This is a genomic window from Thalassospira lucentensis, from assembly GCF_011806425.1.
Taxonomy (GTDB): Bacteria; Pseudomonadota; Alphaproteobacteria; order Rhodospirillales; family Thalassospiraceae; genus Thalassospira; species Thalassospira lucentensis_B.
This window is the reverse complement of the sequence record NZ_JAATOV010000004.1, coordinates 265,672-284,094: the sequence shown is the minus strand read 5'-3', so window position 1 is coordinate 284,094 and position 18,423 is coordinate 265,672. Positions and strand designations below refer to the sequence as shown.

The 18,423-nt window shown below is 51.9% G+C and carries 13 protein-coding genes; 9 read left to right on the top strand and 4 right to left on the bottom strand.

The genetic code is table 11. From position 1 onward, the window contains the following. The first annotated feature begins 129 nt into the window (after positions 1–129). Positions 130–1,809, top strand: coding sequence for an energy-dependent translational throttle protein EttA (ettA, locus tag HCZ99_RS14755; protein ID WP_167447766.1), 1,680 nt, complete (start codon positions 130–132; stop codon positions 1,807–1,809). A 198-nt stretch (positions 1,810–2,007) separates the two neighbouring features. Here the strand turns inward: ettA and HCZ99_RS14750 are convergent, their stop codons facing one another. Together HCZ99_RS14750 and HCZ99_RS14745 are read right to left on the bottom strand one after the other, a co-directional pair. After that, positions 2,008–2,649, bottom strand: a complete 642-nt coding sequence (locus HCZ99_RS14750) for an MlaC/ttg2D family ABC transporter substrate-binding protein (RefSeq protein ID WP_167447765.1) — start codon at positions 2,647–2,649, stop codon at positions 2,008–2,010. 5 nt (positions 2,650–2,654) lie between these two features. Next, positions 2,655–3,443, bottom strand: a complete 789-nt coding sequence (locus HCZ99_RS14745; RefSeq protein ID WP_167447764.1) for an MlaA family lipoprotein — start codon at positions 3,441–3,443, stop codon at positions 2,655–2,657. Between the two features lie 307 nt (positions 3,444–3,750). Here HCZ99_RS14745 and HCZ99_RS14740 point away from each other — a divergent pair, with 307 nt between their 5' ends. From HCZ99_RS14740 to metH, 4 genes are all read left to right on the top strand, one after another. Next, positions 3,751–4,716, top strand: a complete 966-nt coding sequence (locus tag HCZ99_RS14740; protein WP_167447763.1) for an ArsR/SmtB family transcription factor — start codon at positions 3,751–3,753, stop codon at positions 4,714–4,716. Between the two features lie 64 nt (positions 4,717–4,780). Then, a complete protein-coding gene (gene metF / locus HCZ99_RS14735; protein WP_167447762.1) occupies positions 4,781–5,671 on the top strand; it encodes a methylenetetrahydrofolate reductase in 891 nt (296 codons plus the stop codon). Between the two features lie 48 nt (positions 5,672–5,719). Next, positions 5,720–6,784: a homocysteine S-methyltransferase family protein gene (locus HCZ99_RS14730; protein ID WP_254869631.1), complete on the top strand. Its 1,065-nt coding sequence runs from the start codon at positions 5,720–5,722 to the stop codon at positions 6,782–6,784. Positions 6,785–6,822: 38 nt separating this feature from the next. Further along, entirely contained in the window at positions 6,823–9,468 is a 2,646-nt protein-coding gene (gene metH, locus HCZ99_RS14725) for a methionine synthase (protein WP_167447760.1), read from the top strand. A gap of 82 nt (positions 9,469–9,550) precedes the next feature. Here the strand turns inward: metH and HCZ99_RS14720 are convergent, their stop codons facing one another. Continuing rightward, positions 9,551–10,795, bottom strand: coding sequence for a multidrug effflux MFS transporter (locus HCZ99_RS14720; RefSeq protein ID WP_167447759.1), 1,245 nt, complete (start codon positions 10,793–10,795; stop codon positions 9,551–9,553). 241 nt (positions 10,796–11,036) lie between these two features. Here HCZ99_RS14720 and HCZ99_RS14715 point away from each other — a divergent pair, with 241 nt between their 5' ends. Continuing rightward, positions 11,037–12,830 carry a chloride channel protein gene (locus HCZ99_RS14715; protein ID WP_167447758.1) on the top strand — a complete coding sequence of 598 codons (1,794 nt, stop codon included), beginning with the start codon at positions 11,037–11,039 and terminating at the stop codon, positions 12,828–12,830. Positions 12,831–12,904: 74 nt separating this feature from the next. Here HCZ99_RS14715 and HCZ99_RS14710 read toward each other — a convergent pair whose 3' ends face one another. Then, entirely contained in the window at positions 12,905–13,513 is a 609-nt protein-coding gene (locus tag HCZ99_RS14710) for a hypothetical protein (RefSeq protein WP_167447757.1), read from the bottom strand. A 324-nt stretch (positions 13,514–13,837) separates the two neighbouring features. On the opposite strand from HCZ99_RS14710, the gene wecB reads away from it, so the two are divergent. The 3 genes from wecB (at position 13,838) to HCZ99_RS14695 (ending at position 18,398) form a co-directional block, all read left to right on the top strand. Beyond that, on the top strand, positions 13,838–14,962 hold the full coding sequence (gene wecB / locus HCZ99_RS14705; RefSeq protein WP_167447756.1) for a non-hydrolyzing UDP-N-acetylglucosamine 2-epimerase: 1,125 nt from the start codon (positions 13,838–13,840) through the stop codon (positions 14,960–14,962). A 128-nt stretch (positions 14,963–15,090) separates the two neighbouring features. After that, a complete protein-coding gene (locus HCZ99_RS14700) occupies positions 15,091–17,442 on the top strand; it encodes an ATP-dependent helicase (RefSeq protein WP_167447860.1) in 2,352 nt (783 codons plus the stop codon). Between the two features lie 74 nt (positions 17,443–17,516). Continuing rightward, positions 17,517–18,398: a 50S ribosomal protein L11 methyltransferase gene (locus HCZ99_RS14695; RefSeq protein WP_167447755.1), complete on the top strand. Its 882-nt coding sequence runs from the start codon at positions 17,517–17,519 to the stop codon at positions 18,396–18,398. Positions 18,399–18,423: the final 25 nt, after the last annotated feature.

The window sequence follows — 18,423 nt, the reverse complement described above, 5'->3', positions numbered from 1 at the left end:
GGTTTGAAGTTGTTTGTAGAGTGCCGGTCGGTTACAAACGGGCAAAGTATTTCAGGTGCGCGAACGTCGCGTGCTGTAGTTTTCCGACCCCCGATGGTCGGACCCAACGACATTTGGATGGGGAATTTAATGGCATCCTACCAGTATATTTACGTCATGAAGGACCTGACCAAGATCCTTCCGGGCGGTCGCGAACTTTTCAAGGGCATTACGCTGTCCTTCTTGCCGGGCGTTAAAATCGGTGTTCTTGGTAACAACGGCGCGGGTAAATCGACGCTGCTGAAAATCATGGCCGGCATCGAAAAGGATTACGCCGGTGAAGCATGGCCTGCCGAAGGTGTGCGTGTTGGCTATCTTGAACAGGAACCGCAACTTAATCCTGAGAAAGATGTTCTTGGCAATGTGATGGAAGGCTGTGGCCAGATCGTTGATGATCTGGCGCGCTTTAACGAGATCAGCGCCAAATTTGCCGAGCCGATGACCGACGACGAGATGAATGATCTCCTTGCAGAGCAGGGCGAACTTCAAGAACGCATCGATGCGGCCAATGGTTGGGATCTTGAGCGGACGCTCGACATCGCCATGGACGCATTGCGCTGCCCGCCGAAAGACGCAGACGTGACCAAGCTTTCGGGTGGTGAACGCCGCCGCGTTGCGCTTTGCCGTCTCCTTTTGGACAAGCCTGACATTCTTCTGCTTGATGAGCCGACCAACCACCTTGATGCGGAATCGGTTGCATGGCTTGAGCGTCACTTGGAAGATTACCAAGGTACTGTCGTTCTGGTTACCCACGATCGTTACTTCCTTGATAACGTTACTGGCTGGATTCTTGAGCTCGACCGTGGTCAGGGCATCCCTTACGAAGGAAACTATTCTTCGTGGCTGGAACAGAAAGAAAAACGCCTTGCGCAGGAAGCCCGTCAGGAAGGTAGCCGTCAGAAACAGCTGGCGACCGAGCTTGACTGGATTCGTCAGAACCCGAAAGGGCGTCAGGCAAAATCCAAGGCCCGTGTCCGTGCTTATGACGATCTCGTCGCCGAAGCAGCCAAAGCTGTGCCGGATTCTACCAAGATCGTTATTCCGATTGCAGAACGTCTTGGTACCGAAGTTATCACCGCCGAAGGCCTGACCAAGGCATTTGGGGATAAGCTTCTGTTTGATGACCTGCACTTCCGTCTGCCACCAGGTGGCATCGTTGGTGTGATCGGTCCGAACGGCGCGGGTAAAACCACCCTGTTCCAGATGCTGACCGGCAATGATACCCCAGACTCCGGCACGCTGAAAATCGGCGAGACCGTTAAGATGGGTTATGTCGATCAGTCACGTGACTCGCTTGATCCGAACAAAACCGTTTGGGAAGAAGTCTCTGACGGCCTTGACGAGATCCTTTTGGCAAAACGCCCGATGAGCTCGCGTGCTTATGTGTCGCAGTTTGCGTTCAAAGGCAGCGACCAGCAGAAAAAGGTCGGTCAGCTCTCAGGTGGTGAACGTAACCGTGTTCACCTTGCCAAGATGCTGAAATCTGGCTCGAACGTGCTGCTGCTCGATGAGCCGACCAACGATCTTGACGTTGATACGCTCCGTGCGCTTGAAGAAGGTTTGCTGGAATTTGCTGGTTGTGCCGTGGTTATCTCGCACGATCGTTTCTTCCTTGACCGTATCGCGACCCACATCCTGGCCTACGAAGGCAATTCGCACGTCGAATGGTTTGAAGGTAACTATCAGGAATATGAAGCGGATTATAAGCGCCGCTATGGTGATCAGGCAGACCGCCCGCATCGCATCAAATACAAGCCGCTTACCCGCTAATTCGCGAATAATCGGTTTGAAAAGCAAAAGGCCACCTTCGGGTGGCCTTTTTGTTTGAACAAAGCCTGCGGGATCGTCTGCTATACCCAAGGTATCCAAGATGATTGGATGCGGGGTATGGGGCTGTTTGGCTAAAGAAAAAGCCACCAACCCGAAGGTGGTGGCTTTATTCTTGTTACCGGTTTGCCTTTAAAAGGATCAGAGACCGGTCTTATCTTTCAGTGCCTTGGTCAATGCGCTGACATCGCCACCGTTTTTCTGGATGACAGATGTAAATTCGTCGCGCTGGGTAATTCCCATGCTCAGACCTTCGATCGACACATCAATGATTTTGTACTGATTGTTAAATTCACGCATGCGCCAAGAAATGTTCACGGGCGGACCATCAGGGCGTACAAACTGCGAACTAACAAACGTGTCTTTGTTATTTTCTGTTTCGTTGCCGACAACAAACTCATCACCGTTGAGTTCCTTGAACTGGTTGGCATAGTTCAAGGCGAGATAGTTTTGCAGCAGCTTGGAAAATTCGCTGATCTCTTCTTTGGAGATCGACCGCCAGTAGCGGCCCAGGACAAAGCGAGAAACCACATCCATTTCGAAGTATTGGTCCATAAGAGAGGTAAACTTCTTACGGCGAACTTCGTCCGGGATGGACTTATCGGTCAACTCGGTCAGGGCCTGACCGGCAAGCGATTGGATAACTTCTTTCGCAGATTGTTCTGCGGCGACCTCAACCACCTGAGTTGCCGTTGTGTTGGCGGCAAAAGTGGTCAGAGGCCAAGCTGCCGCAACAGCAATAACTGCTGCTGCGACAGGGATGGTGATTTTTGATTTGCTCATGGCGATCACTGGTTCGCCGAACCATCAACCGCGTCGTCAAAGTCGTAAGATGCACTTTCATCTTCGACTTCGGCCACAGGCGATGGTGTGCCGTTACGAATGGCGGCGTTACGCTGCTGGCGGTACAGGCTGCGCAAAGCTGCATAGTAATCAATCGATGATTTCTGCAGTTCGTTCAGCTGATCAAGCGTGGAGTAGCGTGTGTGCAATGCGGTTGCGCCGACACCCGTCCAATAAAGCGCCTCGAGCGATTCGCTGTTACGCGCACCCCAGGTCAATGGGTTCGTCATGTAATCGACAGCAAGGCCGGTGGTGTCACGCAGGTTCGACGGGCCAAGCAGCGGCAGAACGATGTATGGGCCACCACCAATGCCATAATGGCCAAGGGTCTGACCGAAATCTTCGCGGCGGTAAGGAATGCCAAAGTCCGTCGCAACATCGTTAAAGCCAAGAAGACCGATTGTGGAGTTTACGATGAAACGCTGGAATGATGCCGCAGCCTGATCCGGATCGCCTTGCAGCAAAGCATTCAGCGAGTTCAACGGTTCATTCAGGTTGCGTACGAAGCTTCCAACAGCTGTTTTAACTGGCTGCGGTGCAATGTCGCGGTACCACATCGCTGCCGGATACAGAACCATGAAATCAACAGCACCGTTCGCGTTATGAACAAAGCGGTTTACTGGTTCAATCGGGTCAAAGACACTCGTGTCTTGTGCTGGTTGGGTGGACGCGCAAGCTGTCAAAAATGACAGTGAACCAACAGCACAGAGTGAAAGAAGAGTTCTAAGCTTCATTATTTTTAGCCAACCGATGTTCGATACGTAAACTGTCCCCAATTGGAAGACGTTTTCGAGTGTGTCACACAGAAAAACGTTGCGCGCAACCTTCCTGCTCAAGAAGGCATATCGTGCATCGTGTTCGTCTCCAATATCATGTGGTTAGCATAGGGTGAATTTAAACGCTAGCGTACAAAAAATAGAAACGTGCCTACCCCTTTTTGCTTGTGACTTTTATGCAACGCCCCTTTTGGATAGGAAAATAGGTCTTGAGTAGATATAAATATATCTTTATATCTGTCTTTCGTGAACGGGAGGCGTTGGTATGGAACAAGTTTTGGGAAGATTGCGCGCAGCGGCAGAGGCCACCAGGCTTCGTCTGTTGGCGATTTGCGCCGAATGTGAACTGACTGTAAGCGAGATTACCCAGATCATCGGTCAAAGTCAGCCGCGCGTGTCCCGGCACCTGAAATTGCTGTGCGAGGCCGGACTTCTTGTTCGATTCCGTGAAGGGACGTGGGTGTTCTATCGTACGCCGCATAATGGTGCTGGCGCCGATTTGGTCCGTCCGATCCTTGGTCTTTTGCCGGTCGATGACGAAACGCTGTCGCTGGATCGTGATCGACTTGATCAGGTGAAAGTACAGCGTGAACAAATCGCCACAGAATATTTTCGCGCCAACGCCAAAGATTGGGACCGTATTCGCTCCCTGCATGTTGACGAGACGGTTGTTGAAAAAGCCCTGCTTGAGGCAGTTGGCGATCTGTCAGGTGGGCGTATTCTTGATGTCGGTACCGGTACCGGACGCATCCTTGAGCTTTTGGGGCGGAATGCCGAGGAAGGTGTCGGTGTTGATATGTCGCGTGAAATGTTGGCGGTTGCGCGCGCACGCCTGCAGCGGGCCGATCTTTCAAACTGTCTCGTGCGTCAGGCGGATATGTATCAACTGCCTTATCCCGGTGGGATGTTTGACGTGGTGATCTTGCATCAGGTTTTGCATTTCGCGGAAAAGCCAGAGGCGGCAATTGACGAAGCGTCGCGGGTTTTGGCGCCAAACGGGCGTCTGATCGTGGTCGATTTTGCATCCCACGACCGTGAAGAGCTGCGTGAAGAACATGCACATCGCCGTTTGGGATTCGAAGATAACGCAATTAATGGCTGGTTTGGTGCGTGCGCGCTTGCCTCCGACGATGTGATTAGCCTGCCCGGAAAACCGTTGACGGTGCGGATTTGGTCCGCGCGTGCAAATGCGGCAACCGCACACCAAAAAACACACAAGGCGGCGGAATGATCCGCCCCAGATATCAGATAATAAAAGGCCCGATCCAAGGGAACGTGAAGACAGGATTGATATGATGACGGTACAAAACAAAACAGCATCCCAAACCGATCTGCGGGTTTCATTCGAATTCTTCCCGCCGAAAACGGAAAAGATGGAAGAAACGATGTGGCGTTCGATCCATCGGCTTGCGCCGCTGAACCCGTCATTTGTCTCCGTAACCTATGGGGCAGGTGGTTCAACCCGTGACCGCACCCACAGCAGTGTGACCCGCATTCAGGGCGAAACCGGTATTCCGGCCGCGGCCCATTTAACCTGTGTCGGTCACACCAAGCAGGAAATCGAACAGATCGCGCGCAAATACTGGGACGAGGGTATTCGTTCTATTGTCGCGCTGCGCGGTGATTTGCCCGATGCGGGCGAAAAATATGTACCAACACCGGGTGGCTATGATTATGCCGTCGATCTGGTCGCCGGGTTAAAGGAAATTGCGGATTTCGATATTTCGGTTTCGGCCTATCCTGAAACGCATCCCGATGCGCCAAATTCGGATTTCGAAATCGATTATCTGAAACGCAAAATTGATGCGGGTGCAGACCGCGCGATTACGCAGTTCTTTTTTGATAACGAAACATATCTTCGATTCCGCGATAAATGCGATGCCGCCGGGATTACAGCACCGATTGTGCCGGGGATCTTGCCGGTGACCAATTTCGGATCGCTTTTGAAATTTGCCAAAATGTGTGGTGCAGATGTTCCTCAACGGCTCCACTGGCGTTTTGAAAATCTTGATAACGACCCCGATACGCGGCGCATGGTTGCATTCCACGAAGCGATTTCACAGGTTGAAGGCTTGATGAAAGAAGGGGTAACCGATTTCCACTTCTATACCTTAAACCGTGCCGAACTGACTTATGCCATCTGTCATGCACTTGGTATTCGCGGTGCAGAACAGGCCGTTGCCTGAATTCTACGCGCCAATCGCATGCATGATTAAAATGACTGGATGAAAATGATGAATGATCGCAAGGAACGCATTGCCCTGTTACGCAAACGGGCAGAAAACAAGATTTTGATCCTTGATGGCGCCATGGGCACCATGATCCAGAAGCATACGCTTAGCGAAGCGGACTACCGAGGTGATCGGTTTGCGGATTGGAAGCAGGACGTCAAAGGCAATAACGATCTTTTGTCATTGACCCAGCCCGACATCATTAAAGACATCCATCTACAATATATTGCAGCCGGTGCCGACCTGAACGGGACCAACACCTTTAGTGCGACGACAATTGCGCAGGCCGATTACGGGATGGAGGAGCTGGCCTACGAGATCAATTTCGAAAGTGCCAAGATTGCCCGCGCTGCCTGTGACGAATGGGAAGCCAAACATCCTGGCGATGTTCGGTTTGTTAATGGTGCTATCGGCCCAACCAACCGCACCGCGTCCATTTCACCAGATGTGAATAATCCCGGTTTTCGCGCGGTCAGTTTTGATCAGTTACGCGAAGCCTATAAGCAGGCCGTAAATGGATTGCTCGATGGTGGGGCCGATACGCTGTTGGTCGAAACTATTTTCGATACCTTGAACGCCAAGGCCGCCTTGTTTGCAATTGACGAAGTTTTGGAAGAACGCGGCGAAGACGTTCCGGTGATGATTTCGGGAACGATTACCGATGCGTCGGGCCGAACCCTGTCGGGGCAGACGACCGAGGCATTTTATAATTCGGTGCGTCACGCCAAGCCATTCTCGATTGGTTTGAACTGCGCACTGGGCGCAGAACAGCTTCGTCCTTATGTGTTGGAGCTATCGCGCATTGCTGAATGCCGCGTTTCGGTTTATCCCAATGCAGGGCTTCCGAACGAGTTTGGTGAATATGATCAGACCGACGCGGAAATGGCCGAACTGGTCAAAGAATGGGCCGATAGTGGCATGATCAATCTGTTGGGTGGATGCTGTGGCACGACCCCGCCGCACATTAAGGCAATTGCCGACGCGGTCCATGATTCCAAGCCACGTGAATTGCCCAAGATTGAAACGAAAATGCGTTTGTCTGGCCTTGAGCCGTTTGACGCTGCCTGAAACTGATATTGTGTGCTGAAAAGAGATCGAACAGACCCATGAGTGACATTTCAAGATTCATCAATATCGGCGAGCGCACAAACGTTGCGGGCTCAATCAAGTTTAAAAAACTGATTATCGACGAAGACTATGACGCCGCCCTTGAAGTGGCGCGTCAGCAGGTCGAAAACGGTGCGCAGATCATCGACATCAACATGGATGACGCCATGCTTGATGCCGAAACGGCGATGGTCAAATTCATCAATCTGCTTGCCGCCGAGCCAGACATCGCGCGTGTGCCGATTATGGTCGACAGTTCGAAATGGAATGTCATTGAGGCCGGGCTGAAATGTCTTCAGGGCAAGGGCATTGTGAACTCTATCAGTCTGAAAGAGGGTGAAGAGCCCTTTATCAAGCAAGCCAAAATGTTGCGTCGCTATGGCGCGGCGGTGGTGGTGATGGCGTTTGACGAAAAAGGTCAGGCCGATACGGTTGATCGCAAGATCGAGATTTGCGAACGTAGTTACCGGGTTCTGGTAGATCAGGTTGGCTTCCCACCAGAAGACATCATTTTTGATCCCAATATCTTTGCAGTCGCGACCGGCATCGAAGAACATGACAACTACGCCGTCGATTTCATCGAAGCCTGCAAACTGATCAAGGAACGTTTGCCCTATGCCAAGATTTCTGGCGGGGTATCGAACGTTTCATTCTCGTTCCGGGGCAATAACCCGGTGCGTGAGGCGATGCATTCTGTGTTCCTGTATTATGCCACTCAGGCGGGCATGGATATGGGCATTGTTAATGCCGGTCAGCTTGTTGTTTATGAACAAATCCCAGAAGAGCTGCGCGAACGGGTTGAAGATGTCATTTTGAACCGTCGCTCGGACGCGACGGACCGTTTGCTTGAAGTTGCGGACAAATACAAAGGGACGGGCGGGCCAGAGAAAAAGGCCGACCTTGAATGGCGTAAAAAGCCGGTCAATGAACGTTTGGCGCATGCACTGATTAACGGGATTGCCGAATTTGTCGAAGAAGACACCGAGGAAGCCCGCCAACAGGCAGACAAACCGCTGCATGTGATTGAAGGGCCGTTGATGGACGGCATGAACATCGTCGGTGACCTGTTTGGTGCCGGTAAGATGTTCTTGCCACAGGTGGTTAAATCCGCACGCGTGATGAAAAAATCGGTGGCGTACCTGATTCCGTTTATCGAAGCGGAAAAAGACGGTGTCCGTGAAACCAACGGCAAAATCCTGTTGGCGACGGTGAAGGGTGACGTGCATGACATTGGCAAAAACATCGTTGGCGTGGTCCTGCAATGTAATAACTTTGAGGTCCTTGACCTGGGCGTGATGGTCCCGACTCAGAAAATCATCGAAACGGCGAAGGCCGAAAACGTTGATATGATCGGGCTTTCCGGTTTGATTACGCCGTCGCTGGAAGAAATGACCTATGTCGCCGCCGAGATGCAACGCGAAGGGCTTAATATCCCGCTTTTGATTGGTGGCGCGACCACGTCCAAGGTCCATACAGCCGTTAAGATCGCACCAAATTATAATAATGCAGTGGTCTATGTGATTGATGCGTCGCGTGCGGTGGGCGTTGCCAGTAACCTTGTATCTGAAACCCGTCGTGAACAGTTTACCGCCGATCTTCGTGCTGAATATGTGGCAATGGCCGATAAGCACGCAAATCAGCAGCTGCAGAAAAAGCGGTTTGCGATCGAAGATGCACGTGCAAACAAGGTTCAGCTTGATTGGGATGCTTATGACGTCCCTGTTCCGACAAAAACCGGTTTGACCGTTTTTGAAGATTTCGATCTTGAAGAATTAGTATCGCGTTTTGACTGGAAGCCGTTCTTTGAAACCTGGGAATTGCATGGTCGTTTCCCCGATATTCTCAAAGACGAAAAAGTCGGTGAAACCGCGCGGAACCTTTATGCTGATGCGCAGGAAATGCTCAAACGCATTGTTGATGAAAAATGGTTCAAGCCGCGTGCGGTTGTCGGAATTTGGCCGGCCAATTCGGTTGGTGATGATATCGAAGTGACGCCTGCGCCGGATCATAACGAGCCGGTCATGGTGCGTACTTTGCGCCAACAGATGTTCCGCGAAAACAACAAGCGCCCGAACCGGGCACTTGCCGATTACATCGCACCAAAAGAAAGCGGCAAAACCGATTATATCGGTGGTTTCGTTGTAACAGCCGGCCCGCAGGTCGAAGCCATCGCAAGCAAGCTTGAAGCCGAGCATGATGACTACAACGCGATTTTGGTGAAGGCACTCGGTGATCGTTTTGCCGAAGCCTTTGCCGAGCGTATGCATGAACATGTCCGCAAAGAGCTTTGGGGCTATGCGTCTGATGAAACGCTTGCCAACGAAGATCTGATTTCGGAAAAATATCGCGGTATCCGTCCAGCACCTGGCTATCCAGCGTGCCCAGAACACACCGAGAAAAGAACCCTTTGGCAGTTGCTTGATGCGGTGAAAAATGTCGGCGTTGAACTGACAGAAAGCTGTGCCATGACCCCGGCATCGTCGGTAAGTGGGTTCTATTTCGCCCATCCAGAAGCCAAATATTTCGGCCTTGGCAAGATCGAACGCGATCAGGTTGAAAGTTATGCTGAACGTAAAGGCATGACCTTGGCCGAGGCAGAACGGTGGCTGGCGCCGAACCTTAATTATGATCCGCGCCAAGCGTAAGATTATCGTTGGACGAACGAAAAAGCCCCACAGATTAAAGTCTGTGGGGCTTTTTTATTTGTGATGTTTGGCAATGCCCAAACTAGTGAGTGGGTTTGAACATCTTGCCGCGTTCTGTGATCGCAACGACCGTAAGTGTTAGGACCGAGAGCACCAAATAACCTGTGATGAGCGGGGTGACAGTGCCGTTAAATTGCTGGCCGATAATGCCGCCAGCCAATACGCCAATCAGGGTGCTTGAAACGCCGATCATTGATGATGCGGTGCCGGCAATCGCGCCAAGCGGTTCCATGGCCAGTGAATTGAAGTTCGGCATGGTCATCGAAAAACAAAACAGCGTGATGGTCAGTCCGACAGCAAAGACGGGCAATGGTGGGACGCCGTCATAGGCAATCGCGATGCAAAGATTGATTGCGCTGCTGATCAGCATCACGACAAGGCCGCCTTGTGACATTTTGTGCATACCGAGTTTGCGGACAAGGCGCGCATTGGTGAAGGACGATACACTCATGCAGGCCGCAATCATGCCAAAGACAAGTGGGAACCACACGCCGAGTCCATAAACCTCGCCTTCAAAGATTTGCTGAGCGGATCCGATATAAGCCATCAGAAACGCAAAGCTAAGCCCCATCGCGGTGGAATAACCAACGGTTTGGCGCGTTGTCACGGTTGTCTTGATGTCGCGGGCAATCCGTCGAAGTGAAAGCTTATGCCGGTATTCGGGTTTAAGCGTTTCGGGCATGCGCAGCGTGTACCACATGGCAATAATGATTGCCAAAACCAGCGTGCTGACAAAAATCATGTGCCAGTTGGCCAGCATCAAGATCAGGCTGCCGGATGCCGGGGCAAAGACCGGAACCACGATAAAGATCATCATGACAAAGGACATGACGCGCGCCATTTCGCGGCCTTCAAAGCAATCACGCGTGATCGCGATGGTCAAAACACGCGGTGCAGCGGCGCCAAGACCCTGAACGAACCGGGCGATCAAAAGATGTTCATAACTGTCGGCAAAGATTGCCATGATCGTGCCAACAGCATAAACCGCCAAACCGCCCATTAGAACGCTTTTGCGGCCAAAACTGTCGGCAAGCGGGCCATAGACAATCTGCATCAGCCCAAAGGCTGACATAAAAACATAAATCATCATTTGCATGCGATTGCCGTCTTCGATGCCGTAATCAGCAGCAATCGGCCCAAACGCAGGCAAAAGGTTATCAATTGAAAGTGCGACCAGCCCGATGGTGATCGCCATCAAGCACACAAATTCAGCAAACCCGGGGAGCGGACGCACCGCAGGAGCACCCGTTTGTCCAGTCTTATTCATAATTCGAAATTCCGTAAAAAAAACGGTTTAGGATCGCGGTGTTATATCCGCGTTTCAAAGTCAAAGCATGCGGTATTTCACGTATGAATGGCAATGATCGTTTTTGGGAAAAACAAAATCGCGGTCTTTATTGGGTAAGTTGAAAATACCCATGGTGTTTATGGTCTTTACCCTTTATTTGCAGCAATCACTGACCCTATGATCGATATTGTTCAAATATTTGCACGCCGGTGTTGCGGAAATGGCCGAAAATCTTATCAAGTCGAACATCCTTCTGAGCCGCATGCGCCGCATGGTCAAAGGCGAGCAATTTATATTATCGATATTGGCATTGATGGTTGGTGCCATGGCCGGTGGTGGCACCATCGTATTCCGCGACGGTATTTTGATTGTTCAATCTTTGTTTTATGGTTGGGGTGAAGAATCCCTTCATGAACATATGAGGGGATTATCGAACTGGCATCTGATCCTTGGACCGACGGTCGGGGGTCTTTTGGTTGGTGTATTTATTTACAAATTCCTTCCGGAAAAGCGCCCGCACGGTGTTGTTGATGTGATTGATGCGGTGTCTTTTAACGATGCCCGTATGTCGACACGCTGTGGGCTGAAAAGTGCAATTGCCAGTGCGGTGTCGTTGGGCAGTGGCGCGTCACTTGGCCGTGAAGGACCGGTTGTCCATATGGGGGCGTCGTTTGGCGCGTGGCTTGCGCGGATATTGCATCTACGCCGCAGTGCTGCGCGGACCCTTTTGGGATGTGGTGTGGCATCTGCGGTGGCAGCATCTTTTAATGCGCCCTTGGCCGGGATGTTTTTCGCCCACGAAGTTGTTCTTGGGCACTATGCGCGGACAGCATTTGCGCCAATCGTTATGTCATCGGTGATGGGGACGGTGATTACGCGGCTTTATTACGGGTCTGACGTGGCGTTTTTAATCCCATCCCACGAAATCCAGTCATTTTGGGAATTTCCTGCTTTTGCCTTGTTGGGGATTCTGGCCGGTGTTGCCGCGATTTTAACCGTTCGTGCCATCCCGGTTGTACAAAAGGTCGCCGATACCGGTAAAGCGCCGCTGTGGCTGCGTCCGGCAATTGCGGGATTGGTTGTTGGCGTTGTTGGGCTTGGTTTTCCGCAGGTGTTTGGCGTGGGCTACGGCGCGATGAATGATGCGCTGTACGAAGCCTATAGCTTGGCATTTCTGATCGGTCTTTTGTTTGCCAAGGCGTTTGTGGTTGCGATCTGTACCGGGCTTGGCTTTGGCGGGGGGATGTTCAGTCCGGCCTTGTTCTTGGGGGCTATGTTGGGCGGGGCGTATGGGATTATCGCGACCCATGCGTTTCCGGATCTGTCATCTGGGCATGGCGCTTATACCCTTGTGGGGATGGGGGCGGTGGCCGCCGCGGTTCTTGGTGCGCCCATTTCGACAACCTTGATCATTTTTGAACTTACCGGCGACTATGAATTGACGATTGCGGTGATGCTGGCATCGGTTTTGGCATCGGTGATTATGGATCAGCTTAATGGTGGGTCGTTCTTCCAGTGGCAGCTTAAATGTCGTGGTCTGTCGACGATGTGGGGGAAGGAGGTCAACCTTCTGCGCATGATGAAGGTGGCCGATATCATGAAGCGGGAATACGAAACGGTTCCCCTGACCGAAGGCCTGCCAGATGTGCGTGAAAAGCTGATCAATGCGCCGTATTCAGAACTGTTTGTTGTCGATGAAAACGGCAAACTGCACGGCACGATTACGCTGACCGATTTGCGTCAAGCGGCGTTCGACCCGAATCTGGGGAATGAGGTTACAGCAGGCGAGGTTGCACGGTCCAAACCACCGGTCCTGTATCGTACCGATAGTATTGAAAAGGCAGTTCGTTTGATGGAGCAAACCGGCGAAGAACACTTGCCGGTTCTTGATAATGATGAAGCTAGGTTGATGGTTGGCTTCGTCCATGAGAAGGACGCGATGATGGCCTATAACAATGCGCTTTTGGAACTGCAAAGCGAAGAACGCGGCGACGCGCCACCCAAACTGTTCTAGGTGGCACAGTCATAAAAAGATGAGCAACAGTTACACTGTTGCTCATCTTCAAGTTTAGACAGTGATATGCTCAATCACGCTGCGAGACTTCCTGTCATCGCATTTACAGACCGTGGCCGTGCAGAAGCCATAACTTGTGTTGAGAGACGGCTGTCAAGGCCAGCGACACTCGATTGCATGTCAGGATCGGCCAGACCTGCATCGAATTGATTGTCGCTATATTGACGTGCTGCTTGGGCTTGTTCGCGATCAGCTTGTTGTTCTTTTGAATCAATTTTTGATGGCTTTTTAAGCGCTTCTTCCAAAGACTTTTCAAAATCGTCTTCGGGCGAAGGTGCCCCAAGCGAGTTGCCCGAGCCATCTTTCGCGGATGCCACCTCCAAACCGCTGCCATTAGCGTTGGATTTGGCATCTTTGCCTTGCTCGACCACATTGGCCATCGCATCGGCAAATGTTGCTGATCCGCTTCCGACTGCTTGCATTTCAAGCATAACCGCCTGCATGGAATCCGAAAGATCATTGAACTTCGTTCCATAAAGTGTCGGTTGCGCGGAAGTAGTGCTTTGTGGTGTTACGCTAAATGCGCCGTAACGTCCGATACCTTCGTTTCCACCATCCTTAGATATTTCGGTATTGGCCGACTTAACCGGAAGGCCAAACCCCAATCCAAGAAGACTGTTCATGAAAATACCCTTCTTAACGGGTGTACCGAGCATCGCACCCCGAACAAAAAGCAAGCTTTTGTCGGGTGTGATGCAAACCGGGAAAACTTATGCAATATCAATACCATTGGCGGTTTTCCAAAGCCCACAAGACCGCATAAGAATTGTTTTGATCTGAATATGCGCTGTGATCGTTTTTTTAGAACGTTGGGCGGAATATTTTGCCGATTAACCAATGGGTTATGCGAAACGAGATAATTCGCACTATTGGATAGGTGTTTGGCAAAGTTCAGTGGGCCTATGATGCTTACAAGCGATCCCCAATACACGGCGCGGAGACCGTAAATGCATCTTCATTTGGTTGGGGGCGCACGTCCCAATTTCATGAAAATCGCGCCGCTGTGGCATGCGTTGTGCGGGCATCGGCGCATCCGGCCGATGTTCGTTCATACCGGGCAGCACCGTGACATCAATATGACCGACGATATCTGGCGTGACCTTGGCCTTCCGCAGCCAGCTCATGTCTTATCGACACCGGCAACCAACACATATGGTGATATTCAGGCGGCGTATCGTGATCTTTGCGAACGGGATCGACCGGATGTGACCCTTGTTGTTGGTGATGTGACGTCGTCACTTGCCGCCGCATCTGCGGCCAACGACCTCGGTATCCCCTTAATTCATTTAGAAGCCGGATTGCGCTGTTTTGATCCGGATATGGTGGAAGAAAGAAATCGCATCGCGATTGATGGGATGGCTGACTTGTTGCTCGCCCCATCCCAAGATGCTGTCGATAACTTACGGGCAGAGGGGACGTCACCCGATCGGATCAGGCTGGTTGGGAATGTCATGATCGATAGTCTGGTCATGACAAGGCCGCTGATGAATGCTGCGGCATCGGCCGAACGCTTAAAGCTTGTCGCTCAGTCCTTTTTGCTTGTGACATTGCACCGTCAGGAAAATGTCGATGATGCGCATCGCCTGAGAAAACTATGCGACGTACTGGTTGAGCTCGCCCGAGACAGGCCGGTGTGCTTTCCGGTTCATCCGCGCACCCGTAACAGATTGAATGACATGGGATTGATGGCGAAGCTTTGCGATGGGCGGGTGATGGTTCTCCCTCCGATGGCCTATGCGGATTTTATGGGGCTCATGGCTGGGGCGGCTGGGGTGATAACGGATTCGGGGGGCGTACAAGAAGAAACCACTTTTTTGAATGTGCCCTGCTTTACCCTTCGCAACAGCACGGAAAGGCCGGTGACCATCACACATGGGACCAATACGTTGGTTCAGATCGATCAATTGGTTGCGAAAGTGCAAAAGACGTTGGAAACCCCACGCAAACAGGCAAGACCAGCGGTTCCCTATTGGGATGGAAACACCGCAAACCGCGTTGTCCAAGCCATTGAAGAAATGTGTTTTGATCCAAAAACCCAAAGGCCGAAGGGTGCCAGAAAACGCACGGTTTAGTGCGTGGGCCGGTCAACGGCGATTAGGTGTTCGATCCGTTTGAGATGGTGCGTAAATCGTGAAAATTTCAGTGCGTGACCTCTATGGGGCTGGTTCTGAAATCGCAGCGTGATATATATGCAGTCATGATGGATGATCCCTTCGAAATTGATGAATTCGCCGCCAGTCCCGAAATGCGTCTGGCCGATGCACCGACCCCGGCATATCTCAATAACCTGAATGCCGAGCAACGCGACGCTGTCGACACATTGGACGGCCCCTTGCTGGTTTTGGCCGGTGCGGGAACCGGGAAAACCCGTGTTCTGACGACGCGGCTTGCGCATTTGCTTGAAACCAAATCGCAAACCGAACGCTTGCATCCTCAGCAAATTCTTGCCGTGACCTTTACCAACCGTGCGGCAAAGGAAATGCAGGAACGCGTGGCAGAGGCTCTTGGCCGTCCTGTCGAAGGATGGTGGCTTGGCACGTTCCACTCGCTGTCGGCGCGTTTGTTACGCCGTCATGCTGATTTGATCGGCCTGCAATCGAATTTCACCATTCTGGATAGTGATGATCAGGTCCGTCTGCTTAAGCAGATTATGGATGCCGAACAGATCGATCCGAAAAAATGGCCCGCCAAGCAGCTGATGGGTATTATTCAGCGCTGGAAGGATAAGGGGCTTACGCCGGATCGCGTCAATGAAAGTGTCGAGTTCGCCAATGGTGGGGCCAAGCACCTGTATCAGATTTATCAAGATCGCCTGAAGGTTCTAAATGCCTGCGATTTTGGTGACTTGCTACTGCATTGTCTCACACTGTTTCAAAAGCATCCCGAAGTTCTCAAGCAGTATCAAAATACCTTCCGCTATATTTTGGTCGATGAGTATCAAGATACCAACGTCGCGCAGTATCTTTGGCTGCGCGCAATGGCGATGGTCCACCGCAATATTTGCTGTGTCGGTGATGATGATCAGGCGATCTATAGCTGGCGCGGGGCAGAGGTTGGCAACATCCTGCGGTTTGAGTCTGATTTCCCCGGCGCCAAAGTTGTTAAGCTGGAACAGAATTATCGTTCTACGCCGCATATTTTGGCCGCTGCGTCCAAATTGATCACGTTTAACGATGGCCGTTTGGGCAAACAGCTTTGGACGGAAATCGACACCGGCGAGAAGGTCTTTGTCAAAGGTGTGTGGGATGGCGAAGCCGAGGCACGTTTGGTCGGCGAAGACATCGAGGCGCTGCAAAGAGATGGCATTGGTGCCGCCCAGATGGCGATCCTTGTTCGTGCAGGTTTTCAGACCCGCGAATTTGAAGAACGCCTGATTACACTTGGTATTCCGTACCGGGTTGTCGGCGGCCCGCGTTTTTACGAGCGTCAGGAAATCCGCGATGCGCTGGCCTATATCCGCATGGTGGCCCAGCCCAATGACAGTTTGGCATTTGAACGTATTGTAAACGTCCCGAAACGCGGCGTTGGCAAGGCTACCCTTCAAACCCTGCATCAATATTCGCGTGATAAGGAAATCCCGCTGCCCGCAGCGGCCCGCGATTTGATTGATACCGAAGAACTTAAACCCAAAATGCGTCAAAGCATTGGTGGGTTGCTTGGTGATTTTGAACGCTGGGGCAAGATGCTGGCTGAAAAGTCCCATGTTGAGGTGGTCGAAACCGTCCTTGATGAAAGCGGCTATACCGACATGTGGCGGACATCCAAGGAAATTGACGCTCCCGGCCGTCTGGAAAACCTTAAGGAACTGGTGTCCGCGATTGGCGAGTTTGAAAACCTGACCAGCTTCCTTGAGCATGTGTCACTGGTAATGGAAAACGCGCAGAATGATCATGAAGAAAAAGTCACGATCATGACCCTGCATGCGGCCAAGGGGCTCGAGTTTAATTATGTCTTCTTGCCCGGTTGGGAAGAGGGCGTATTCCCCCATCAGCGCGCCATGGATGAAAGTGGCGTTAAGGGCCTCGAGGAAGAACGCCGTCTGGCCTATGTCGGGATCACGCGCGCACGCAAACGTGCAACGGTGCTGTATGCGGCAAACCGGCGGATTTATAATCAATGGCAATCGGCATTGCCATCGCGCTTTGTCGATGAATTGCCTGACGAGCATATCGAACGGATCAGTGATACCGGCCTTGGTGGGCATGGTGGCAATCATTCGCCCGGTGCATGGGGATCGGATGATTGGATGAAAATGCCAAGCTGGGCCGACGACAGTTCAAACCGCAATAAGGTCCTTGGTGCTGGCGAACGCAAGTTTGCGTCAAGCGGCTGGCAGGATCGGGTGCGCAAGAACGTCATTGATGTAAAGCCCGATGGCGACGTTAGTTATTCGACCTCGTCGAAATTATCAAAATACAAGGTTGGCGATACCGTGCGTCACCGCAAATTCGGTTCCGGAACCGTACGCGCGGTTGAAGGCAGCAAGCTCGAGATCCATTTCGAAGGTGTCGGCACCAAGAAAGTGGTCGACAGCTTCATCCTGCCGGGGTAAGCCCCGAAGCAATATTTGGCGTTTAGATCTAACCGGGCGGCGATTGCGCGCTGCCCTGATAAGCGAGAAGCGATATGACCGAACCCGTTCTTTGCTATAACTTCCAGTTCGAAGTTGATGGCGCCTATGCTGCGGCGTTCGCCGAAGCATTGTATGAATATTGTGACGCGCTGTCTCATTTCGAACGCGATGGCGATCCGGATGGGCCATGGCGCATTGAAGGTTTTTCTGGCGAGTTGTTTGATAAGGCGGCTGTCGAGACGGCGGTGTCGATCATGGCAACAGCTGTTGGGATCGACGCCCCAAATGTGACTTTTGGCACCTATGAACCCAAAGACTGGGTCACTGAAAACCTGCGCAGCTTTAAGCCGATTTCAGTCGGACGTTTTTATGTTCATGGATCGCATTGGGGCGAAGGTGTTCCTGTGGCCAAAACCGGTTTGCAGGTGGATGCCGGGTTGGCATTTGGATCGGGTGAACACCAGACCACCAAGGGGTGCTTGGCCGCCATTGATTGGGTCGCCAAACGAGGCGCACGCCAAAACGCCCTTGATATGGGCTGTGGGTCCGGCATTTTGGGCATGGCCTGTGCCAAAACCTGGCGCAGCCCCGTCATGATGGCCGATATTGATCCGGCATCGGTGCGTGTCGCGCGCGAAAATGCCAAAATCAACAAGATCGCCGATCTGGTAACGGCCATTCATTCAAATGGTTTTCAGGATACCCGCATTCGGGATGCCGGATATTACGACATTATCTGTGCCAACATTCTTGCCCGGCCATTGCGGTCAATGGCGCGTGATCTGACCAGCACCTTGTCTGAGGACGGTGTTGTGATCCTGTCCGGGTTGTTGTCACATCAAGAACAGTTTGTCCTGTCGGCGTATCGCGAAGTTGGCTTGTCGCTGATCAAACGGTTTAAAGTCGAAAATTGGACGACGCTTTTGGTTGGCTAAGTCGCGTCACCATCAAAATTCGAAA